Raw genomic sequence first — 22,183 nt, 5'->3', positions numbered from 1 at the left:
ACAATGATTCAGGTGAGTCAAAAACGGAGGAGTTATATCGCGACCATGGCCGCAGTGATCCTCACTGTTGCCGCCGTGGACCAAGCCACCAAGCAATTTATGCTGTCCTGGCTAACGGAAGGTGAACCCGTCTACGTCATTGGTGACTGGTTCCGCTTCTACCTCCTCTTCAATCCGGGTGCTGCATTCTCCATGGGTGGTGAGGGCTCTACCTGGCTGTTTACCACCATTCAGTTGGCCTTTGTGGTGGGTGTGGCCATTGCCGCTCCCCGTATCCATGACCGCGGTCAAGCAATTGGCTTAGCGATGATCGCCGGCGGCGCCTTGGGCAACCTCATCGACCGCCTCTTCCGCGAGCCAGGTTTCTGGTTTGGCCATGTGGTCGATTTCATTTCCGTGGGTGATTTCGCCGTGTTCAACCTGGCAGATGTCTCGATTACCTGCGGTGTGGTTGTGTTCATCATCTTTATGTTCCGCGAGGAGGTGAAGAAGTAATGTCGCGCGAAGTCAGAAGTTTCCTCATCCCTGAAGGCTTAGAGGGCATGCGTGCCGATGCCGCCTTGGCCAAGCTGCTGGGCTTATCGCGCAGCGCAGTTTCCGAGCTGTGTGCCGACGGTGAAGTCGTTATCGATTCCCAGCAGGTCCGCAAGTCTGATCGTCTTGTCTCTGGTGCATTATTAGAGGTCACCCTGCCGGAACCAGAAAAGCCGTTGCTGCCGAAAGAAGAGCTCGTCGAAGGCATGGACGTGCTCTATCACGACGCCGATATTATCTGCGTGCACAAGCCAGTTGGTGTGGCAGCACACCCCTCGGTCGGCTGGGATGGTCCGACGGTCATTGGTGGCCTGGCTGCTGCGGGCTATACCGTCGCCTCCTCCGGTCCACCGGAGCGCAAAGGCATTGTGCACCGACTCGACGTCGGAACCTCGGGTGCGATGGTGGTCGCCTCCAGCGAGCGCGCCTACTCTGCCCTGAAGGCTGCGTTTAAAGAGCGCACCGTGAAAAAGACCTACCACGCCATCGTGCAGGGCCTGCCTGACCCGATTGAGGGAACCATCGACGCACCGATTGGTCGTCACCCTTCCTCCGGCTGGAAGTTTGCCGTGGTCGATGACGGCAAACCAGCTGTGACCCACTACGAACTCATGGAAGCCTTCCGCGAGGCCAGCCTGCTCGAAGTCCACCTCGAAACCGGACGCACCCACCAGATCCGCGTACACATGTCGGCCACCGGTCATCCGTGTGTGGGCGACCCGATGTACGGCAGCGACCCTAACCTGGCCAAGCGGCTGGGCCTTATTCGCCAGTGGCTGCACGCCTACACCTTGGGCTTTACCCACCCGGGTACCGGCAAGTGGTTTGAAGTCTCCGCACCGTATCCGGATGACCTTAAGCACGCCCTAGAGGAGCTGCGCGGATGAGTCCGACTAGGGAGCAGATCTATCGACGCCGCCGCATCGCTGCAGTCATTGCCGGTGCGGTTGCGTTGCTGCTCATCATCATCGCCTTAGGTCTGTTTGGCACCCAACCTGCCACGACAATCCAAGGCGACCAGCTCGGTCCAGACAACGACGAGTCCGCTACTGCGTACCAAGCCCGCGCCGAGGAATCACTCGCTGCGGCTGAGGATCCCACGTACGCACTCGTCGCCTTTGACGAACCCCAAAGCGCTGAAGCCGCTGCCGCCTCCGTCGAGGACGCCCAGCGCATGAGCGCGATCATCGTCGGCAATTCCGCGCACATCGCTGTGCCTGAGCCTATCGATGGCGAAACACGCGTCGATGTCATCAACACCGTCTTCGAGCGCGCCGGTGAAGCATTATCGGGCATTGGCGATATTCCTGCGCCCGATACTGTCAGTGCTGTGGTGATCTGGGACGATCCCGATACTTTGCGCGCAATTGCCGAAAAACCACACGTGACCACGGTGGAGCCCGCACCAGCCGATGCCGCCTGGGGCTCATTTAGCGTCCGCGTTCCGCATTAACTGGTAAACCGGAAGGCATGAGTACTTCCTACAAAGACCTTCTTGTCGAATCTTTTGACCGCATCAACGACGAACTACCCGAACAGCTCAGCAACCTCATTGGCGAGCAGCTGCTGTGGCGACCGACTGCCGATGCCAACTCCATTGGCTGGTTAGTCTGGCACATCGCCCGTTGCGAAGACGCCCAGATGGCAGCACTGACCGGTACTGATGAGGTGTACAGCAACGGTTGGCAGGAGAAACTCGACCTGCCCTATGACAAGGCTGATATCGGTTACGGCCATAGCTCTGAACAGGTCGACGCCTTCGACGTCATGGATTCCCAGGTGCTGCTGGACTACTACGCCGCGGTGTACAAGCAGACCAAGCAGATTCTTGACGGTCTGAGCGAAGAGGACCTCGGCAAGGTCATCCCGAATGACCCCTATGAGGCCACCGTGGGTGTGCGCATCGTGTCGATTCTCAACGACATCACTCAGCACTTCGGCCAAATCGCCTACGTACGCGGCATGCAGGCTGCTTAAGCTAGCCCAAAAATCTTAATTTTGCATCGGTTGTAGACTTCTCGCATGACTATGACCGAGGGAGTAGAACTGCCTCCTATTAAGAACAAGGCTGGAGCGTTTCGTGCGCTGTTGGGCATGCTGGCTTTCCATAAGGGAGCCCTGGCCCTGGCCATCGTGTTGGCGCTGGTCGGTGCTGCCGCAGGCTTGCTGCAGCCGATGCTCGTCAACGACATCATCAGCAAAGTCGGTCAAGACCCAATTGCTGATGTCGTGGTCTGGCTGGTCGTGATTTTGCTTATTGGCTCTGTTGCCCAGGCATTCCAGATGTACGTGCTCTCGCGTACAGCGGAGTCAGCAGTCTTTCATACGCGCAGCCAGCTCATTGGTCGTATGCTGCGCCTACCGATTGCGACCTTCGACCGCATGCGCACCGGTGACCTGGTTACCCGCTTGGGCTCGGATACGACCGTGATTCGCAGCGCCTTTATGGGCGGACTTGTCGATGCCGTCGCCGGCATCGTGACCATCATCGGCGCCATCGTGCTCATGGCCACGATCGATGTGGTGATGCTCGGCATCGTCGTGGCCGTGATGACGCTGCTGCTGGTGATCGTCATTAGTGTTTCCAGCAAGATTCAGCGCCATACGAAGCTGCTGCAAAAGCACGTTGGCCTGCTGGGCGCTGGCATGGACCGTGCCCTGGTAGCTGTGCGCACAATTCGCGCGGCTAATGCCCAAGACCGTGTCGAAAAGGACCTCGTCGATGAAGCCGACCGTGCATTCTCGGAAGGCAAGCGCATCGCGCTTATTGAAGGCACACTCTACCCGGCCAGTGGCCTAGCGATACAGGGCAGCTTCCTGCTCGTCCTGGGCATCGGTGGTGCCCGCGTGGCCACCGGCGATATCAGCATTGGTGACCTGGTTGCTTTCGTGCTCTACCTGTTCATGGTGGCATCCCCGCTGGGCATGATCTTTAGCTCGTTGACCACCATCCGCTCTGCGATGGGTGCTATCGAACGCATTCAGGAAGTCATGGAGATTCCTGCCGAAAGCAACCACGGCAAAGCCGCTAAGCCTGCGTCCTCGTTGGCATTCCGTGACGTGAAGTTCTCCTACACCAGTGTCGACGACTCCGACAACGAGGAAAAAGAAACCCGCACTGAGGTCCTCCACGGTGTGAGCTTCGATATCCCCGCGGGCAAGACCACCGCGTTCGTCGGTCCGAGCGGCTCCGGTAAGTCCACCACGCTGTCGCTTATCCAGCGCTTCTACGATCCCGACTCCGGCACATTGCTGTTAGGTGATCAGGACATGGAAGGCCTCTCCCGTGAGACCGTGCGCCACTCCGTCGGTTACGTCGAACAGGAAGCCGCCGTACTGGCCGGTACCGTACGCGACAACCTGCGCTTGGCCTCTGCACAAGCAACCGACGAAAAATGCTGGGAAGCACTCCGCAAAGTCGGCATGGCTGAAAGATTCGAATCCGCACAAGGCCTCGATACCGTCATCGGCGATAGGGGAGTCAGCCTCTCTGGTGGCCAGCGCCAACGCCTGGCCTTGGCGCGCATGCTGCTGATGGAATCGCCGATTCTGCTTCTCGACGAGCCGACGTCTGCTGTCGACTCCCGCAACGAACAGCTCATCCTCGATGCCATCGAAGACACCGCCGAGGGCCGCACCCTCGTCGTAGTCGCCCACCGCCTATCGACGGTCACCGACGCCGACCAAATCATCGTCATGGACGACGGTCGCGTCGCCGCCACCGGCACCCACGAAGAGCTGCTGGAAACCAGCCCGCTCTACCAAGACCTCGCAAGCCGCCAGCTGCTGGGTTAACCTGTGTCTAATTAATTTGAGTTTCAACATAGGAAAGCTGAGGACTTTTGTGGGTTCAGTTTTTTGGAGTGCTCCTCGCTGAAATAACCTTTTGGGCTTGTCTGCTCTTAGGGTTTGCCTTCCGGTACTTCTTTAAGCTGCCGCGAGCGGGTATCGCGCTGTTGATTGCCACACCGGTAATTGACCTGGTGTTGTTGGGCTTTACCTATTACACGTTGAGCCAGGAGAACCAGGCTAGCTTCATGCATGGCTTTGCGGCGTTTTATATTTCTTTCTCCGTAGTCTTTGGTCGCGATGTGATTGCTGCTGTGGACCGGAAGCTCAACGGCAGTACTGAAATCTCGGTAGGCACGAGTAGTGCTGATGGGCTGAAGAAGTGCGTGGTGGCCAGTGCCATTACGGCAGTGCTGCTGGCTATTGGCATTGCGATTACCGGTTGGCACATCGGGAGTTTCTGGTTGATGTACTGGTTGATTGCGGTGCTGTTTACGCCGCTGGGATGGTGGGGCATCGACACGTTTCTGCAACGTCGCGAGCAGAAGAAGTCCGCCTAATCGCTGCAGCGTCTTAGTCATGCGCAACGACTGTGATGCGTTGCATTGCTAAGGTGGCGGCATGAAGAATTTCTCGTCCTGGTTGCCCAACTATAAGTTTGGCTACATTGCTGCGTGGGCGGCGTTGTTGCTGTGCGTGATTGCGATTGTGTTCATGTTGGTCACGGGTGAGGGAAGTGGAACCTCGATGTTCTTTGCTGGGTTCATGGTGGTCAACGCAGCTATTTTGGTGGTGATGATGCCGCGCTGGGCGTTAGATGGTGAGCTGGAGCAGGAGCGGCGTCGTAAAGCGCAGCAGGCACGGGAGGAACTGCGCGGCCGTCGCTAAGTATCGGGGACTTGTTCGGGGTTGATTTTGCGGATTTCTACTGGTCCGCGGGCTTGTTTCTTTGCTTTGCGGTGTTGGCGCAGTAGGTCGGCCAGGTAGATGATGACGGCGACCCAGATGATGCCGAAGCCGATCCAGCGTTCGGCAGGCATGTGCTCTTGGGTGACATAGACGGCCCAGAGGACCTGCAGGATTGGGGTGGTGTATTGCAGCATGCCGACAGTAGCCAGGGGGATGAGTTTGGCGCCCTTGGCAAAGCACAGCAGCGGTAGTGCGGTGACTAGACCGGAGCAGATCATCAGCACGGTGTGAGTGGCACCTTCGTTGCCGAAGGTGGATTCGCCCTGGATGGTGAGGTAGCCGATGTAGCCCAATGCGATGGGCAGCATGACGATGGTTTCGGCAGCCACAGAGGCAGTGGAGGAGACATTGGTTTGTTTCTTCAGCAGGCCGTAAATGCCGAAGCTGAAGGCCAGCGCAAGGGAGATGTACGGGGCCTGGCCGTTGGCAAACGTGAGCCAGAGGACGGCAATGAAAGCGATGCCGATGGAGGTCATCTGGGCTTTGTTGAGTGCTTCTTTGAGCACGATGACACCCAGTGCGACGGAGACTAACGGGTTGATGAAGTAACCCAATGCGGCATCGGCAACGTGGTCGTTGTTGACCGCGACGACGTAAGTACCCCAGTTGATGGTGACTGCCATACCACAAGCCAGCATCCATGCCCAGGTGCGCGCAGGCATGGCACGCAATTCGCGCCAGCCGCCAGTAAGAAACAGGAAACCGGTGACTAGTACCGCGGTCCAGAGGATGCGGTGAGCCAGGATTTCTAGCGGGGATGCTGGCAGCAGCAGCGGAAAGAACGCAGGGAAAAGCCCCCACATCAAGTAGGCGGCCAGGGTGTAGAGCATGGGAAACACCCTAACGCTTTCGCCGTCACGGTGGGCCTTTTTGGGGGTTTGACGCAGGCGCTAATATTTAGCCCATGGCCAAAAAATCCTCCTTCGTCCACCTGCACAACCACACCGAGTTTTCCATGCTGGACGGCATGGCCAAGGTGGACATGCTGGCTGATGAGGTGGTCCGCCAGGGCATGCCCGCTGTCGGCATGACTGACCACGGCAATATGTATGGCTCCGATGCGTTCTACAAGCGCATGACCTCAGCGGGCGTAAAACCAATTATTGGTATTGAGGCCTACATGGCGCCGGGCTCGCGTTTTAATAAAAAGCGTCAGCTGTGGGGTAACCCGGACCAAAAGCGTGACGATGTCTCCGCATCCGGTGCATATTTGCACCAGACGATGTTGGCGGAAAACGCTACGGGCTTGAGGAACCTGTTCACGTTGTCTTCGCTGGCGTCGTATGAAGGCCAGCTGGGTAAGTGGCCGCGTATGGATGCCGAGCTTATTGCTGAGCACGCCGAAGGCATCATTGCGACGACTGGTTGCCCGTCCGGTGATGTGCAAACTCGCCTGCGTCTGGGCCAATTCGATGAGGCGCTGGAAGCAGCGGCGATGTGGCAGGACATCTACGGCAAGGACAACTTCTTCTTAGAGTTGATGGACCACGGTTTGGACATCGAAAAGCGTACGCGCGATGGCCTGCTGGAAATTGGTCGCAAGCTGGACCTGCCGCCTTTGGTGACCAATGACTGCCACTACGTGCTGGAATCCCAGGCGCCGTCGCACGAGGCGATGCTGTGTGTGCAGACCGGTAAGACCTTCATGGACCCGGACCGCTTTAAGTTTGATGGCACGGGTTACTACATCAAGACTGCGGAACAGATGCGTGAAATCTGGGATGACACCGTTCCGGATGGTTGCGATAACACGTTGTGGATTGCCGAGCGCGTGCAGGACTACGGCGAGATTTGGGAAGAGCACACCCACGACCGCATGCCGATTGCGGATGTGCCGGAAGGTTACACTCCAACCTCGTGGCTGACCCATGAGGTGATGGCTGGTCTGCAGGATCGCTTCCCGGGCCAGGAGGTGCCGCGCGAATACATTGAGCGTGCGGAATACGAAATCAGCGTTATTGATATGAAGGGCTACCCGTCCTACTTCCTGATCGTGGCAGAGCTGATTAAGTACGCTCGCTCGGTAGGCATTTGGGTTGGTCCGGGCCGTGGTTCGGCAGCAGGTGCGCTGGTGGCTTACGCGCTGACCATTACGAATATTGACCCTATTGAGCACGACCTGCTCTTCGAGCGCTTCTTGAACCCGGAGCGTCCCTCCGCACCGGATATCGATATCGACTTCGATGACCGCCGCCGCAACGAAATGATTGCTTATGCCGCGGATCGCTGGGGCGAGGACAAGGTCGCCCAGGTGATTACCTTCGGCACGGTGAAGACCAAGCAGGCCATTAAGGACTCGGCGAAGGTGCACTTTGGTCAGCCTGGTTTCCAGATGGCTGACCGCATCAACGGTGCACTCCCGCCGGCGATTATGGCGAAGGATATTCCGCTAAAGGGCATTACTGATCCAGAGCACGAGCGTTATTCTGAGGCCACCGAGGTCCGTCAGATGATTGAGACGGATCCGGATGTGCGCAAGATTTATGAGACCGCCCGTGGTCTCGAGGGCGTGGTCCGCCAGGCCGGCGTGCACGCTTGTGCAGTGATTATGGCGTCGGTCCGCTTGATGGACCACATCCCGATGTGGAAGCGCCCTGCCGATGGTGCGTACATCACCGGCTGGGATTACCCGGCGTGTGAGGCCATTGGACTGCTGAAGATGGACTTCCTGGGCCTGCGTAACCTCACCGTCATTGGCGATGCGCTGGCCAACATCAAGAAAAACCGCGGCGAGGAAATCGAGCTGGAGAACTTGCATGCCGATGACCCGAGCGTGTCCAAGGTCTACGACCTGCTCTCGCGCGGCGATACCCTGGGCGTGTTCCAGCTGGACTCCGGCGGTATGCAGGAGCTGCTCAAGCGCATGAAGCCAACCGGTTTTAAAGACATCGTCGCATCGCTGGCGCTCTACCGTCCGGGCCCGATGGGTGTGAACGCCCACTGGGACTACGCCGATCGTAAGAACGGGCGTAAAGAAATTACGCCTATTCACCCGGAGCTGGAAGAACCACTCAAGGAAATCCTGGACGAGACCTATGGTCTTATCGTGTACCAGGAGCAGATCATGCGTATCTCGCAGAAGGTCGCCAACTACACCGCTGGTGAGGCAGATGGCTTCCGTAAGGCCATGGGTAAAAAGAAGCCGGAAGTTCTCGCCCAGCAGTACGACAAGTTCTGGTCCGGCATGCAGGAAAACGGCTACTCCAAATCCGCCATGGATGCACTTTGGGGCACGATTGAGCCTTTCGCATCGTACGCGTTTAACAAGTCCCACGCCGCCGGCTACGGCTTGGTGTCCTTCTGGACTGCGTACCTGAAGGCCTACTACGCCCCGGAATACATGGCCGCACTGCTGACCTCGGTGGGCGATAAGAAGGACAAGTCCGCCATCTACCTGTCTGACTGCCGCCACTTAGGTATCCGCGTGCTCTCTCCGGATGTCAACGAATCCCAGGAGACCTTCCAGGCAGTCGGCGACGACATCCGCTTTGGCATGGGCGCAATCCGCAACGTGGGCTCGGAAGTCGTGGAATCGATTGTGAAGACGCGCCGGGAAAAGGGTGCGTACACCTCCTTCTCGGATTACTTGGACAAAATTGAGCTGGCTGCGTGCTCGAAGCGCGTCACGGAATCGCTGATTAAGGCCGGTGCTTTCGACTCCCTGGGTCATCCGCGCAAGGGACTGATGCTCATCCACGAAGATGCCGTGGATGCAGTCCAGACCACCAAGAAGGCAGCCGATAAGGGTCAGTTCGATCTCTTTGCCGGACTTGGTGGCGATGACGGCGGGGAATCCAACAACGCCTTTGCCATCGACATCCCGGATGAGAACTTCGACCGCAAGCATGAGCTGGCACTCGAGCGCGAAATGCTCGGCTTGTACGTCTCTGGTCACCCACTCGATGGCTTCGAGGAAGCTCTCGGTATGCAAACGGATACCCCGCTGACCAAGATCCTCAACGGCGAAATCCACAATGGCCAAGAACTCATCATCGGCGGCATCATCTCCGGTGTGGACCGTCGCTTCTCCAAGCGCGACGGCTCGCCGTGGGCCATTGTGAACATGGAAGACCACAACGGCGCGCAGGTCGACATCCTGGTCTTCAACCAGGTCTACTCGCTGGTGGCACCGCAGATTGTCGAAGACAACATCATCCTGGCCAAGGTGCAGGTGAAAATCCGTGACGAGCGCACGTCGTTGTTCTGCTCTGACATCCGTGTCCCTGACCTCGGCCCGGGCGGCGGTGCGGGCTTGCCGCTGCGCCTGACGATGCGCACCGACCAGTGCACCATGGACAACATCCACAAGCTCAAGCAGGTCCTGGTCAACAACAAGGGTGAATCGGATGTGTACCTCACCCTGGTTGATGGCGATGAAACGACCATGATGGTCTTGGGCGAACACCTGCGCGTGGAACGCTCCGGCAACCTCATGGGTGACCTGAAGGCGACGATGGGTGCCGGAATCTTAGGCTAGGCCATTTGGATAAAAGCTCTCCCGAGCGACTGATTTCCCCTAAGGCAGACCGCACAGTCTATCTAGGGAAACAGTTTCGAAGGAGAGCACATGGCCAACAAGATTCGTACCACCCACGTCGGCTCACTGCCGCGTACTCCAGAACTCCTGGAGGCCAACCAGCGTCGCGCCGCCGGCACTATTGAGAGCTCCGAATTCCATGACATCCTGCAGCGTTCCGTTGCCGATGTGGTCAAGCGTCAGCTCGATTTAGGCATCGACATCATCAACGAAGGAGAGTACGGCCACATCACCTCCGGTGCCGTCGACTACGGCGCGTGGTGGAACTACTCCTTTACCCGCTTGGGCGGGCTGACCATGACGGATAAGGATCGCTGGGAAATCGGCGATGAAGTCCGTTCCGAGCCCGGCAAGGTCCGCTTGTCGTCGATGAAGGATCGCCGCGACCGCAAGCTTTTTGCCGATGCCTACAACGACCCCAACTCCGGCATCTTCACCGGCCGTAACAAGGTCGCCAACCCGGAATTTACCGGCCCTGTCACCTACATCGGCCAGGACCAGGTCAACGCTGATGTGCAATTGCTTCGCGATGCCCTCGACAACGCCGGTGCCAAGGACGGCTTCGTCGCCGCATTGTCCCCGGGTGCTGCCGCACGCCTTCCCAACAAGTACTACGACAACGACATCGACGTCGTCCGTGCCTGCGGTGAAGCACTCAAGACCGAATACCAGACCATCACCGATGCCGGGCTGACCGTCCAATTCGATGCCCCGGACCTGGCCGAAGCCTGGGACAGCGTCGTTCCCGAACCTACCGTCGAGGACTTCCAAGCCTTCCTGCGTGAGCGCATCGACGTGCTCAACGACTCCATTGCTGACCTGCCGCGTGAACAAACCCGTCTGCACATCTGCTGGGGTTCCTGGCATGGCCCGCACGTCACCGACGTGCCTTTCAAGGACATCATTGATGAAATCCTGCGCGCCAAGGTCGGCGGCTTTTCCTTCGAAGGCGCCTCCCCACGCCACGCGCATGAGTGGCGCGTGTGGCAAAACCGCGACCTGCCAGAGAACACCGTCATTTACCCAGGCGTCGTATCGCACTCCACCAATGCCGTGGAGCACCCACGCCTGGTGGCCGACCGCATCATCCAGTTCGCCGAACTGGTGGGCCCGGACAAAGTCATCGCCTCCACCGACTGCGGCCTCGGCGGCCGCCTGCACCACCAGATTGCTTGGGCCAAACTGCAGTCCCTGGTTGAAGGTGCCGACATCGCCACCAAGGAACTGTTCTAAATAAAACTCCCCAAGTCCAATAAGGACTGGGCGAGCGTTAGCTCGCCTGCATACGCAAAGACCGGGCCGTCCCCAGTAGGGGAGACCCGGTCCTTTTCTTAGCGACTAGTCACTGCGTTCGCACTTGCTGCGAACGCGTGATTAGAACTCGAAGCCAACGCTGCGCAGGAAGTCCTCCAGCGGCTTCAGTGCCGGCGGGTATGCGGCAGCGACGCCAGCGTAGACATTGATCAGAACACCAACGGCACCGAGAACTGCCCAGACGATGCGCAGTACGTCGTAGGTCTCATCCGGAGTGGAAGAAGCCCAGATGAACTCCGGGGTCCAGCGCTCCATCAGGTCGACGATTTCCTTGCGCTGCTGCTCGTCTAGCTCGTCAGCAACACAGTCCGGCTGCTCCGGCATTCCGGAAGAGCCGTAGCCGTTGACCAGGCCGTTGAGGAACTCCTGCGGCAGCATGATGGAGGAACCACCGTTGCCGTCCTGGATGTTCTTCTTGTGCTCTTCAACAGCTGCGTCGACCTGAGCCTTGCACTCCTCAGACAGCTCGCCCTTCTTTGGCTGGGTCGGAGTGGTGTCTTCGCCTTCGCCCTCTTCACCCTCGCCAGCCGGGTCAGTCTCTTCACCTGGTGCTGGGTTCTCAGCAGCGCTGCTGGCCTGCTCAACCGCAGGAATGGAAGAACCATTGGACGAAGAGTCATCGGCGGTAGCAACAGGGGACACCATGCCGAAGGCAAGGGCGGTAGCTGCAACGATTGCAGTACGAGTGCGAGTCAAACGCATGGGAGCTGGCTCCTTCATGAGAGAATAGACTTTTACTGGAATTAAGCTAGCAGGCTAACTACTAGAAAGGTAGTGCCTTCTCGAGCTCTACCCGCAATTGGGGCGGGAGCATGTCCAGAACACGATCCATAAGGCCTGGAACAAAGGCGAGCGCACCGCCGATAGCTGCTGCTAGACCCGCAATTGCGGCAACAATTCCCAGTCCTGCAGAAGATCCCGAGGAACTGTTGGACGAACCATCCGAGGAACCAGAGGATCCATTAGAGGAACCATTGTCTTCTGGCTTATCAGTTGCCAGCAGATCGTTGACCTGGAAGATGGTGGTCGTACCGGAGACCTCACTGCCGACGACGAGCAGGGCTTCGCCGTTCGGGGAGTCTTCAGCGCTGACGAAGGCCAGGCCCTCTGGGCCCAGGTCGCCGGCTGCCTGGGTGGCAGCAACGTTGTCCTCGTCGTATTCGACGGAGAAGTCGCGGTTGTTGACGTAGGTGACGTACTCAGCGTCAGCTGGGTTGGAGACGTCGTAGACGAAGACGCCGCCGACGCGTTCAATACCGATGAAGGCGTAGGTGCGGTCGCCGACCTGACCGATGGTGACAGCTTCTGGCTCGGGGCCCTTGTTGTCGGAACGGTCGTCCATGTCCGGGTCTTCGTTATCGGCGTTGAAGTTCAAGCCGTCGATCTGGGAGGTGATTTCCTCGAAGTCAGAGGCGGAATCAAAGATGACGTTGCCAGCAGCGTCGTAGATGCTAAACGAGCGAGAACCGTAGGCGTAGAGCTCTTCGAAGCACTCACCATTGTAGCCAGAGGCGCGGGAGACCTTCAGGTTGCCGGCGAATTCCTGCTCGCCGAAGCCTTCGGGCATCTCAAAGCTGTCGCAGACCTCGCCGTTCTCGATGAGCTCACCGATTTCAGCTTCGTCGGTGTAGACGCCGCTGCCGTCCTCATCGCCCCACTCGCGGGCATCGCCCTCGTTGGCGGTGGCGAAGTAGGCCTCACCGTCGATGGTGAAGGCGTGGATGGCATCCGGCATTGACAAGCCCTTGACCGGCAGGGTACGCAGCTCTGCCTTGCCGTCCTTGTTGGAAGGATCGATCGGGGTGACGCTGTGGTCAGCGATGTGCGCCGGGATGACCTTTTCGACGGTGGCAGATTCGATATCGATGATGGCTAGGGCGTTGTTTTCCTGCAGGGTAGCCCAGGCCTTGCCGTTGGCAGAAGCAACGTACTCTGGCTCAAAATCGCGGGATGGAAGGTTGTGGTGGTCTTCCGGACCAAAGACTCGGATGTCTGGGTGCAGCTCAGCGTTGTCGAAAGCGCGGAAGTCAGCCACGCGGGCATCGGCCTCGGTCGGTGCGGCGACATCGTCAGGCAGCTTAATGACAGAGACGCTGCCTTCTGGGTCTTCTACGTAGGCAGTGCCCTCGGCGTTGAGCTCATCGGAAGGCTCGCCCTCGTTGGCCAGCAGCGCGTAGTCGCCCTCTTCGGTGATGTGGACGTTATCCGGCAGGGCACCGACGCCCACGCGGCCGAGTTCTTCACCGGTGGAAGCGTCGAAGAACAGCGCCTCGCCCGGATCGGTCTTCACGGCAGGCTGCACGGCAGCGACACCCAGGCCGTCCTCACGCACGGCAACAGAGTTGATCTCGTTGTCGCCACCGGCAGAGATAGCCCCGATGTGCTGTGGGTTCGTCGGATCGGAAGCATCGAGGATGTCGACTTCACCAGAACGGGCGTTAACGGTCAGGATGCGCTCGGATTCAGCGTGGAAGGCGACAATCTCAGCGGCAGACTCGCCGAGGATACCCGAGTCATAAGCACCGATTGCCTCCAGTGAGACGCTGGCATTCGGTGCGGAATCTTCGAGGACGTTGTCCACGATGACGGCCTGGGCGGGAGTAACAGCCAGTGCCGTGGAGCAGGCCAGCGCAGTGCACAGCGCAAGACCACGAGTACGCATAGACATGAGTTAGGAAAACTCCTTGCAGATAGAGATAAAGAGAAGAATCACAAGTCCCTGTAAAAGGGATCGGTTAAGTGTGACTAGTGCAGGTAAGCAGAGTGCTAACTGCAGGTTGTGCTTACGTAAATTCTTCGTTAATCGGTCGAACGGCAGGTAATGTTCACGCAGCCAAGGCAAGGGGACTAGAATGTGCCCTCATGAGTACCGAAATCGCCCTTTCTGAGCCCGTGCACGCGTCTGATATCCAGCTGGCACAAGCCCGAATTAGCTCGGAAATTGCGCCTACCCCGCTGCAATACTGTCCACGTCTGTCCCAAGAGACCGGCGCTGAGATTTACCTCAAGCGGGAGGATCTGCAGGATGTGCGCTCCTACAAGATCCGTGGCGCTCTCTACGGCATTTCGAATCTGCCGCCGGAGCTGCAGGAACGCGGCATCGTGACGGCATCGGCAGGCAACCATGCCCAAGGTGTCGCTTATGCCTGCCGCACCAAGGGAATCCCCGGCAAGATCTTCGTGCCAGAACCCACCCCGAAGCAGAAGCGTGACCGCATCATGGTCCACGGTGGCGACATGGTGGAACTGGTCGTAACCGGCGACAACTTCGATGAGGCAGCTGCCGCCGCGCATGCCGATGCCGAAGAGCGCAACGCTATCTTCATCGAGCCTTTCGATGCCCGCGACACCGTCACCGGCCAGGGCACCGTGGCTGCTGAGGTCGTTTCCCAGCTATCTGCCATGGGCAAGTCGTTGGATACCATCGTCGTTCCTGTCGGTGGTGGCGGACTGGCTGCCGGCATCATCTCCTACCTGGCGGATATGTCGCCGAATACCAAGGTCGCGGCCATTGAGCCGAAGGGTGCGGCATCCCTGACCGCTGCTTTCGCTGAAGGTGAGCCAGTCACCCTGGAAACCGTCGATCCTTTCGTCGACGGCGCAGCGGTCAAGCGCATCGGTGCGGTGCCGTTTAGCATCCTGCAGAGCAACCGCGATCGTCTGAGCTGGGACACCGTGTCCGAAGGTGCAGTCTGCACCGCGCTGTTGAACCTGTACCAAAACGAAGGCATCATCGCCGAGCCGGCCGGCGCGCTTGCCGTCACTGGTTTGAGCAAGCTGAACCTGCAGCCAGGACAGGTCGTTGTCTGCGTGGTCTCCGGTGGTAACAACGACGTGCTGCGCTATAGCGAGATTATGGAGCGCTCCCTGGTCCACCGTGGCCTGAAGCACTACTTCCTGGTGAACTTCCGTCAGGAGCCAGGCCAGCTGCGTCACTTCTTGGCTGACATCCTGGGCCCGGATGATGACATCACCTTGTTCGAGTACCTCAAGCGCAACAACCGTGAAACCGGCACCGCGCTGGTCGGCCTGGAACTGGGTGAAGCTGAAGGTCTGGACGGACTTCTCAAGCGCATGGAGGAATCCCGCATCAAGATTCAGCACCTGCACCCAGGTACGCCTGAGTACGACTTCATCGTTTCCTAATGTCAGAAAGCTATAAGCGTCCGGTTGCCGACGATGTCGTCGAGACCGAAATCGAAATCAAACGCTCGCGCTTTATCACCCTGCTTGGTCGTGTGACCGATGCGCAGGAAGCGCGTGCGTTTATCGATGCTGCCCGCGACCGTTTCCCGGATGCCCGCCACCATTGCTCGGCGTATATCTACCACGTCGACGACGCTAACCCAGTCGAGCGTTCCTCCGACGACGGCGAACCGTCAGGCACTGCCGGCAAGCCCATGCTGGATGTGCTCAAAGGCTCGGGCATGCTCGATGCCTGTGCCGTCGTCGTGCGCTATTTCGGTGGCGTCAAGCTGGGTGCCGGTGGACTAGTCCACGCCTACGGCGGTGCAGTCTCAGAAGCCTTGCCTCTGGTTAAGCAAGTAACCCGCGCCCCGAAAGAGCTCTACGCGGTTGATTTTGACCACGCCGACGCTGGCCGTCTGGAAGCCGAACTGCGCAACCGTGGCGTGCACATCACCGATACTGAGTACGCAGCGAAAGTTACCTACACAGTCGCTGTGGATCCGGGTGGAAAAGAAGACTTAGACGAGCTCATCGCTGCTTTGACACAGGGGAGTGTAGAACCCCGGTCGGTCGGTAGTCAGTGGGTCGAACTGCGGTAGACTATTCGCCATGACTATGCAGCCTAGGCCGAATAATCCCATCGAAGTAAAGAAGCAAGCTGTCCGCAAGCACGCGCGCAATGGCGTGATTAGCGTTGCCGGTGGCCTCGGTGGTGGCGCATTGCTGTGGTTCGTCATGTCGGGCGGTTTCCCGTTTATGATTCTCGGCCTCATCGTCGCCGTCGTTGGTGGCGTCTACAACTGGTCGAAGATTCAGAAGATCGTCAACGAAAACCACAACCAGTACTAAATGAACTCCCCGACGCAACCGGATGGCCGTCCGGTCCGCATCGATGCATGGGTGTGGGCCGTGCGCATGTTCAAAACCCGCAGTGATGCTGCCACTGCGGTCAAAGCAGGGCACGTAAAACTCAACGGCAATGCCGTAAAACCTGCCCAACAAGTCGTCCCGGGCGACCGCGTGCGCGTATGGCGCAACCACCACGAACACGACTTAGAAGTCCTGGCCACCGTGCGCAAACGTGTCGGCGCACCCATCGCGCGGACCTGCTACACCGACCATGCCCCGCCACCGCCACCGAAGGAATTCATGCCCTCGGTACCAGTGCGTGAACGCGGTGCCGGTCGCCCCACCAAGAAGGAACGCCGCGAGATGGAAAAGTTCCGCCGCGGATTCCGCTGAGCCACTTTTACATTTAACGAGCGTTGTTCAGCGCCTTCAGGCGCATATTCAACCGGCGCTTACGGCCTGGTCGTTCACCCGCATGTGCGGTGGCATCGATATGCGACTTGCCGAACTTGTTGAGCAACAAGTCATCAATCAAGCGCACCTGTCCCGGGCGGAAGCGGTAGCGCATCACGTCGTGGACAAAAGTAATATCCGCAGTGTTGAGCAGGTCGCGCAGCTGGGACACGGACGTAATCGAGTTAGCTTCCAGCAGCTCTGCGAGGAAGCGGTAGTGCTCTGAACGTGAACGTGGGAAGCGCGAACCCAACAGCAATGCCAATACACCTGGCAGGTTCTCTGCGTTGAGATCCACATCTTCTTCCGGATCGGTACCCGGGTCTTTCAGTGCTGCAATCTCATCGAATTGCTGGTCAGCCAGCTCAATCAAACCTGCCGCCAGGGTAAACAGCCGGTCGACCTGCGGTGAGGGCGGATGCGGGCCCTGCTTGTAGCGAATATCGTGCTCAAACTCCGCCCACGCATGCTGCAGCACCGTGCGAATCTGAACCTCGAAAGTCCACCCCTTAAACTCTGCAAGGTCTTCCATGTCATCAGTGACCTGCAAAATCAGGTGGTGGGAGCCATAGCCAAAACCACCAGAAATACGGGTCTCCGCCGCCTTGTCGACAGAGCGAATCACTTTAAAAGACTCACCCAGCACGGCAATAGCTTCAGGAATCTCGGTGGAGTGAAACACCGTCACGCGTACACCGAGTACGTCGTGAATATCGTTCCACGGGTCGGGGTAGACCGGATCACCATTGTCGCGCTTTTTCTTTGCCTTAGCCTTCAGTGACGGCCAGCCCTTCACGCGGCAGCTCACGCGATCGAAGATGACACCTGCGTCATTGAGCAGGTCTTCAATAGAGTCACCGAATTCCGCCGCTGCATCCGGGTGGTTACGAACCCAGTCATGGTACTGGTTCCCCAAACGCGACATGGCGCTTTCAGGCATAGTGACAAACCTCAACTTTCAAAGCAGTTCAGAAGGCCAGTCCATTGTAGTCAAGAAACAAACTCATTGCCGTATGCCTATGGTGCGGGCTTAACACTGCCATTGCGCTTTCGCTGTTGAGCTCCAATCGTGGTGGCTTAGGTTGCTTGGTCAGCAGTCAGTGGAAATCCGCGCACGAACTTCAATGGCTCATTCAGCAGCGGGGTGCGGTGAGGTGGGCGAGAACAATAAGCGACGTTTGCCCATTCGTTGGTTTCTGCTGGGGAGCAGTCAGCTAACACGTAGAGAGTAAAGCGGTCCGGGGCAAGGTAAGTAAGCTCAGCTGCGCGAGTGAGGTTGAGCAGGTGCTCGTTTAAAGCGCTAAAGGTACGCGGGTGGGCAAGCCATGCAGTGGCCAGACCACCTTGGATGCGTACTTCCCAGCCGGGTGGGCAATCGTTGCCTAACGTGCGCGTGGCAGGTCGAGTCCACAGCCTTAATCCTTGTGGGGTAAGGGCTTGCATCTGCAGGTTGTGTGCCGCGGTATCCCACGCATCGCGGATGGTCCAACCACGCGAGTCCAGTTCCCGGTGGCTTAAGTGAGTAGTGCTCCCCGGAGCGGTCAAACTAAACCCTGCAGACAGCGAAGGTGATAGCGCTAAAGTAGCGAGTTCTTTGCCGAAGCTGTCCTTGACACTGCGCGTGGCCCTCGTGGTGGGGTGCAGCTCCGGAAACAGAATTGGCTCAGTCGTACTGGCCAAACGCGGACGGCGTAAAGCACTAGGTTTCGGGCGCGGTGCAGGACGCGGAGCTGGGCTCACTGGAGCCGGTGGAGCAGGACGGGTACGCAGGGCAGTAGTCACGGTAATTCATCCTCATTAGCTGGTGATGTCTTACCCTTATTGGACTGCTGAAAACCCCAATCGGTTCCCGACGAAACAAGATTTTTCGTCGGGGCTAGTGCGCTCCGGGGATTCGCGCGAGGTCGATGTTGATCTCCGTTCTAGGAGGAATTCTTAGAACGGCGGTTGTTCGTCTAGCCCCAGTTCTTCGAGGAGCTGCTGGGCAGACCAGATGGTGATGTCTTGGCCCTTTTCGTTGAGCTCTTCGGCGCGCTTTTCTTTGGAGGTCTTCTTGCCCCATTCACCGACGACCAGCATGGTGGTCTTCTTGGTGACGTTCTTGGCTACCTGACCGCCGCACTCGGCAATGCCGGACCAGAGTTGTCCTTTATCAAAAGGAGCGAACTCGCCGGTGAGAGTGACGTTTTGGCCATAGAGCTTGCCGGTTGGGTCGGCATCTTCGTTGGGCTCCGGGATGGTATCCGGGGTAGCCACGGCCTGCCAAGGTGCAGGGCCAGAAGACTTCTTGGACTGCGACTTGCTGGACTTCTTTGGTGATTCGTCGCTTTCCCATGCAGAGCGCTTCGGGTCGCGGAAGTCGGTACCAGCGCCCAGGTCGCGGCCCGAGAGGGGAGCGGTATGTGCGCGCAGGACTGGCAGAACCGCATCGGCGGTGATTTTGCCTAAGGAAAATTCCCGGTTGGTGAAGAGATCTTCGATGCTGCCGGTATGGCCGTATCGTTGCGCCAGGCCAGAGATGATGATGCCAGCGGCACGGGCATCGGCAGTTGCTTCGTGGTGCTGGAAATCCTCGTCGGAAAAGACCTTGGTGACAGTCGGCAGTTTGTGGTTGGCGACATCGATAAGCTTGGCTTTCGATGCATCACGCGACAGCGCAAGGGAGCAGGCGCAGGTGACCTCTGGGACATCGGCGCCCGCGGTGCGCAGAGCAGAGCGCAGCGCAGTGGCATCGAACTGCGCGTTGTGCGCGACCATGATGTCATCGCCCAAGAAGACGAAAAGCTCAGCTGCACAGGTGGCAAAGTCCGGGGCATCGGCGACATCGTCAGCCGTAATGCCATGGATGGAGATGTTGACCTCAGCAAAGTCCTCGAGACCTGGAGGCGGGGTACACAGCCAGGTGCGGGCGTCGACTTCTTCACCGTCGCGGAAACGCACGGCACCAATCTGGCAGATCGAGCCCCAGTTGTCGTTGGCGGTTTCCACATCGACAGCAGTGAAGTCCAGGCCGGTGACGTGCAGGCTATCCGGTGTCGGTGGGGCCTCACCGCGCAGGGCGGCGTTAATGGCATCCGCACACGCCTTCGCCGCAACTTCCTGGTGCGGTGCGAAACGTAGACGGCGGTCAATGCCTTCGAGGTAGATCTCGCCGAAGCTGCGTGTAGAAGGTGCGTGTACCTCAACCCCGGTGATGTCGGAAACGGGGAGGGACTCCCGCGCCGGTTGTCCTAAAGACGTGGCCAGCAGCGTGCGTTCTAACACGATGGCCTCGCCAGTGACATCGATGCGGGCGCCGTGAGCGTGATAAGGCACAAGCAGCCTTTCTACTTAGTCGGGGTCAGTCGAAAATGGGCGGCTCCACTTGGTGCAGCACCAGAGTCGAGCGCGGTTGTACGTTGATCGTACCCTTTGCCGCGATGATGGTTTCCTCAGCGGGGTAGCCGCCAGAATCGGCAGTGTCGACCAGCATCTTCCACCCGGCACCCAAATCCTTGTCCGGCAAGGTGAACTCGATGGTTTCGTGGTGGGCGTTGAAAATCATGATGAAGGAATCATCCACGATCTCCTCACCGCGGTCGGTGGTCTCCGTAATGGCATTGCCGTTGAGGTAGACCATCAGTGCCTTACCGAAGTCCTTTTCCCAGTCATCCTGGGTCATCAGTCGTCCCGATGGCACCAGCCACGCGATGTCGCGGTCTTGTACATCGGCACCCAGTGGGCCACCGGCGAGGAAGCGCTCGCGACGGAAGACCGGGTGGCGGCGACGAATATCGATGACGCGCTTGGTAAAGCCGTACATCGCCTGGTGCTTTTCCTGATCCAGCAGCGACCAATCCATCCAGGCAACTTCGTTGTCCTGGCAGTAGGCGTTGTTGTTACCGCCCTGGGTACGACCCATTTCATCGCCGTGGCTAATCATCGGAATGCCCTGCGACAGCAACAATGTGGTCAGGAAGTTACGCACCTGACGACGACGCAGGCCCTTAATCTCTTCATCATCGGTTGGGCCTTCGACACCGTGGTTCCACGAGCGGTTGAAAGACTCACCATCGCGGTTGTCTTCCTTGTTTTCCTCGTTGTGCTTTTCGTTGTAGCTGACTAGGTCCCGCAGGGTGAAACCGTCGTGGGCGGTGATGAAGTTAATCGAGGCAGTAGGACGGCGACCGTTGTTGGCATATAGGTCCGATGAACCCGTAATACGGGAAGCAAACTCACCGAGGGTGGCCGGCTCGCCGCGCCAGAAGTCACGCACGGTATCGCGGTACTTGCCGTTCCACTCCGCCCAGATCGGTGGGAAGTTACCCACCTGGTAGCCGTTGTGGCCGACATCCCAGGGCTCAGCAATGAGCTTGACCTGGGAGACCACCGGGTCCTGCTGGACGAGATCGAAGAAGGTGGCGAGCTTATCGACATCGTCAAGCTCACGCGCCAGCGTCGAGGCCAAGTCGAAGCGGAAGCCATCGACACGCATCTCAGTAACCCAGTAGCGCAGCGAATCCATAATCAGCTGCAGCGAGTGCGGATGGCGCACATTCAGCGAGTTACCGGTGCCGGTGTAGTCCATGTAGTGCTCCGGGTTGTCATCGACCAGCCGGTAGTAGGCGTGATTGTCGATGCCGCGGAACGCAATCGTTGGGCCCAAATGGTTGCCCTCAGCAGTGTGGTTGTAGACCACATCCAAGATGACCTCGATGCCTGCTTCGTGGAAAGCGCGCACCATGGCCTTGAACTCAGCAACCGCATCGCCGGGCTTCTGGGAGAAGGCATAGTCCTGATGCGGGGCAAAGAAACCAAAGGTGTTGTAACCCCAGTAGTTGCGGAGACCCAGATTGCGCAGGCGATCATCTTGTAGGAACTGATGAATCGGCAGCAGCTCCACAGCGGTAATACCCAAATCCTTGAAGTATTCAATGATTGCTGGGTGCGCCATACCGGCATACGTACCGCGCAGTTCCTCCGGGACATCCGGATGGGTCATCGTCATGCCCTTGACGTGGGTTTCGTAGATGACCGTCTGGTTAATCGGGGTGTGCGGACGGCGATCACCCTGCCAATCAAAGAAGGGGTTAATGACCACCGAGAGCATCGTGTGCCCCAGCGAGTCTTCTTCGTTGCGTCCTGCGCCCGGCTCATCGGCGTGGATGTCATAGGAATACAGCGACGCATCACCATCGAATTCGCCATCGAAGGCGCGCGCATAAGGATCAACCAGCAGCTTCGACGGATCGCAACGCAGGCCCTCCTCCGGACGGTAGGGGCCATGGATGCGGTAGCCATAACGCTGACCCGGGCCCACATTAGGCAAGTAGACGTGCCATACGTGAGCAGAAATTTCCTCTAAGCGAATGCGCTCTTCGTTGCCTTCGCGGTCAATCAAGCACAGGTCGACGGCCTCAGCCACGTCGGAAAAGATAGCAAAATTGGTACCTGCGCCATCAAAGGTAGAACCCAACGGGTAAGGGCTGCCCGGCCACACCAGGCGCGGGAATTCAGAATCGGTGTGCGAAGAATTCATGCTGGCCAGCATATCCAACCTTGCACCCAATA

General features: G+C 58.5%; 20 protein-coding genes. 13 read left to right on the top strand and 7 right to left on the bottom strand.

From position 1 onward, the window contains the following. The first annotated feature begins 3 nt into the window (after positions 1 to 3). The 7 genes from lspA (at position 4) to UL81_RS07605 (ending at position 5,211) form a co-directional block, all read left to right on the top strand. A complete protein-coding gene (lspA, locus tag UL81_RS07635; protein ID WP_035105208.1) occupies positions 4 to 495 on the top strand; it encodes a signal peptidase II in 492 nt (163 codons plus the stop codon). Continuing rightward, a complete protein-coding gene (locus UL81_RS07630; protein ID WP_035105205.1) occupies positions 495 to 1,421 on the top strand; it encodes an RluA family pseudouridine synthase in 927 nt (308 codons plus the stop codon). The genes lspA and UL81_RS07630 overlap by 1 nt, the downstream gene beginning before the upstream one ends. Beyond that, entirely contained in the window at positions 1,418 to 1,987 is a 570-nt protein-coding gene (locus UL81_RS07625) for a hypothetical protein (protein WP_035105202.1), read from the top strand. The genes UL81_RS07630 and UL81_RS07625 overlap by 4 nt, the downstream gene beginning before the upstream one ends. A gap of 17 nt (positions 1,988 to 2,004) precedes the next feature. Next, positions 2,005 to 2,511 (top strand): mycothiol transferase, encoded by a 507-nt coding sequence (locus UL81_RS07620; protein ID WP_046453449.1) that lies wholly within the window; start codon positions 2,005 to 2,007, stop codon positions 2,509 to 2,511. Between the two features lie 45 nt (positions 2,512 to 2,556). Beyond that, positions 2,557 to 4,329 (top strand): ABC transporter ATP-binding protein, encoded by a 1,773-nt coding sequence (locus UL81_RS07615; protein ID WP_035105196.1) that lies wholly within the window; start codon positions 2,557 to 2,559, stop codon positions 4,327 to 4,329. Positions 4,330 to 4,490: 161 nt separating this feature from the next. Then, positions 4,491 to 4,883: a hypothetical protein gene (locus UL81_RS07610; protein WP_236684455.1), complete on the top strand. Its 393-nt coding sequence runs from the start codon at positions 4,491 to 4,493 to the stop codon at positions 4,881 to 4,883. Positions 4,884 to 4,944: 61 nt separating this feature from the next. Next, positions 4,945 to 5,211 carry a hypothetical protein gene (locus UL81_RS07605; protein WP_035105190.1) on the top strand — a complete coding sequence of 89 codons (267 nt, stop codon included), beginning with the start codon at positions 4,945 to 4,947 and terminating at the stop codon, positions 5,209 to 5,211. Here the strand turns inward: UL81_RS07605 and rarD are convergent. Further along, positions 5,208 to 6,122: an EamA family transporter RarD gene (rarD, locus tag UL81_RS07600; protein ID WP_046453448.1), complete on the bottom strand. Its 915-nt coding sequence runs from the start codon at positions 6,120 to 6,122 to the stop codon at positions 5,208 to 5,210. The genes UL81_RS07605 and rarD overlap by 4 nt on opposite strands. 74 nt (positions 6,123 to 6,196) lie before the next feature. On the opposite strand from rarD, the gene dnaE reads away from it, so the two are divergent. Both dnaE and UL81_RS07590 read left to right on the top strand, forming a co-directional pair. Then, complete coding sequence (gene dnaE, locus UL81_RS07595; RefSeq protein ID WP_046453447.1) at positions 6,197 to 9,769, top strand: DNA polymerase III subunit alpha; 3,573 nt, start codon at positions 6,197 to 6,199, stop codon at positions 9,767 to 9,769. A 90-nt stretch (positions 9,770 to 9,859) separates the two neighbouring features. Beyond that, complete coding sequence (locus tag UL81_RS07590) at positions 9,860 to 11,062, top strand: cobalamin-independent methionine synthase II family protein (protein ID WP_035105187.1); 1,203 nt, start codon at positions 9,860 to 9,862, stop codon at positions 11,060 to 11,062. A gap of 141 nt (positions 11,063 to 11,203) precedes the next feature. Here the strand turns inward: UL81_RS07590 and UL81_RS07585 are convergent, their stop codons facing one another. After that, a complete protein-coding gene (locus UL81_RS07585; protein WP_035105185.1) occupies positions 11,204 to 11,845 on the bottom strand; it encodes a hypothetical protein in 642 nt (213 codons plus the stop codon). Between the two features lie 61 nt (positions 11,846 to 11,906). After that, positions 11,907 to 13,811 (bottom strand): choice-of-anchor I family protein, encoded by a 1,905-nt coding sequence (locus tag UL81_RS07580; protein ID WP_046453446.1) that lies wholly within the window; start codon positions 13,809 to 13,811, stop codon positions 11,907 to 11,909. A 194-nt stretch (positions 13,812 to 14,005) separates the two neighbouring features. Here UL81_RS07580 and ilvA point away from each other — a divergent pair, with 194 nt between their 5' ends. The 4 genes from ilvA to UL81_RS07560 are packed head-to-tail and all read left to right on the top strand — an operon-like array spanning position 14,006 to position 16,573. After that, entirely contained in the window at positions 14,006 to 15,289 is a 1,284-nt protein-coding gene (ilvA, locus tag UL81_RS07575) for a threonine ammonia-lyase IlvA (RefSeq protein ID WP_035105183.1), read from the top strand. Next, positions 15,289 to 15,930, top strand: a complete 642-nt coding sequence (locus UL81_RS07570) for a YigZ family protein (protein WP_035105180.1) — start codon at positions 15,289 to 15,291, stop codon at positions 15,928 to 15,930. The genes ilvA and UL81_RS07570 overlap by 1 nt, the downstream gene beginning before the upstream one ends. A gap of 10 nt (positions 15,931 to 15,940) precedes the next feature. Next, a complete protein-coding gene (locus tag UL81_RS07565; RefSeq protein ID WP_035105178.1) occupies positions 15,941 to 16,180 on the top strand; it encodes a hypothetical protein in 240 nt (79 codons plus the stop codon). Then, positions 16,181 to 16,573, top strand: coding sequence for an RNA-binding S4 domain-containing protein (locus tag UL81_RS07560; RefSeq protein ID WP_035105175.1), 393 nt, complete (start codon positions 16,181 to 16,183; stop codon positions 16,571 to 16,573). It begins immediately after the preceding gene. A gap of 13 nt (positions 16,574 to 16,586) precedes the next feature. Here UL81_RS07560 and UL81_RS07555 read toward each other — a convergent pair whose 3' ends face one another. The 4 genes from UL81_RS07555 to glgX all read right to left on the bottom strand — a co-directional run bounded on the left by UL81_RS07555 (position 16,587) and on the right by glgX (position 22,163). Next, positions 16,587 to 17,573 carry a GTP pyrophosphokinase gene (locus UL81_RS07555; protein WP_035105172.1) on the bottom strand — a complete coding sequence of 329 codons (987 nt, stop codon included), beginning with the start codon at positions 17,571 to 17,573 and terminating at the stop codon, positions 16,587 to 16,589. A gap of 137 nt (positions 17,574 to 17,710) precedes the next feature. After that, on the bottom strand, positions 17,711 to 18,415 hold the full coding sequence (locus UL81_RS07550; protein ID WP_144407170.1) for a hypothetical protein: 705 nt from the start codon (positions 18,413 to 18,415) through the stop codon (positions 17,711 to 17,713). A gap of 153 nt (positions 18,416 to 18,568) precedes the next feature. Then, the gene (locus UL81_RS07545; protein WP_035105170.1) at positions 18,569 to 19,948 is read right to left on the bottom strand and encodes an exonuclease domain-containing protein; all 1,380 of its coding nucleotides are present in this window, start codon (positions 19,946 to 19,948) and stop codon (positions 18,569 to 18,571) included. A 25-nt stretch (positions 19,949 to 19,973) separates the two neighbouring features. Further along, entirely contained in the window at positions 19,974 to 22,163 is a 2,190-nt protein-coding gene (gene glgX / locus UL81_RS07540) for a glycogen debranching protein GlgX (RefSeq protein ID WP_035105168.1), read from the bottom strand. Positions 22,164 to 22,183 lie beyond the last annotated feature (20 nt).

It is taken from the genome of Corynebacterium camporealensis (assembly GCF_000980815.1).
Taxonomy (GTDB): Bacteria; Actinomycetota; Actinomycetes; order Mycobacteriales; family Mycobacteriaceae; genus Corynebacterium; species Corynebacterium camporealense.
Note: the sequence above shows the minus strand (reverse complement) of the source record. Positions and strands in the feature narration are given on the sequence as shown.